1 pseudogene is annotated in these 534 nt (G+C 73.8%); it reads right to left on the bottom strand.

From position 1 onward, the window contains the following. A pseudogene (locus AC5RV2_RS18880) lies at positions 1 to 534 on the bottom strand (DUF4350 domain-containing protein); the annotation flags it as partial.

Genomic DNA, 534 nt, shown 5'->3' with positions numbered 1-534 from the left:
GGCGCTCGCGGCGCCGGCGGGCAGCCGCAGGTAGGCGGCGAGCCGGGTCAGGGTGGCGGCGCGCAGGTTGTCGGCGGCGTGGTTCACGGCCTTGGCGCTCTGGTACAGCCGGGCACGGCCCTCGATGGTCTCGGCCGAGCGGACCACCACCGGCAACGGCTCGGACACCAGGGGCCCGAGCCTGCGTCCGCGCCAGAACATCGCGGCAACGCCGACGGCCATGAGCCACAGGGACACCGGAAGCACCCAGGCGGGCAGCAGGCTCATGGGGTTGACCGCTTCGCCGGACACCGGAAGGTCCTCCAGTCCCGCCCGATACCACACCAGCCGCTCGGTCGCTCCCAGCGTGCGCAGGGTCAGCGCGGCGTTGCCCGCGCTCACGACGCCTTCGTTGCTGAGCACGTGGCCGGCGCCGAGCACGATGACGGCGCCGTCGTCGGACATCACGAAGGGCGCCGCGTCCTCGGCCGGTGTCTCGAAGGCGAAGCACAGCTCGCCGCCGCCGCGGTAGGCCAGGCCGCCGCGGGTGATTTC

The organism is Arthrobacter sp. Y3225116 (genome assembly GCF_059091245.1).
The sequence above is the reverse complement of the archived record's forward strand: the minus strand, read 5'-3'. Positions and strand labels throughout refer to the sequence as shown.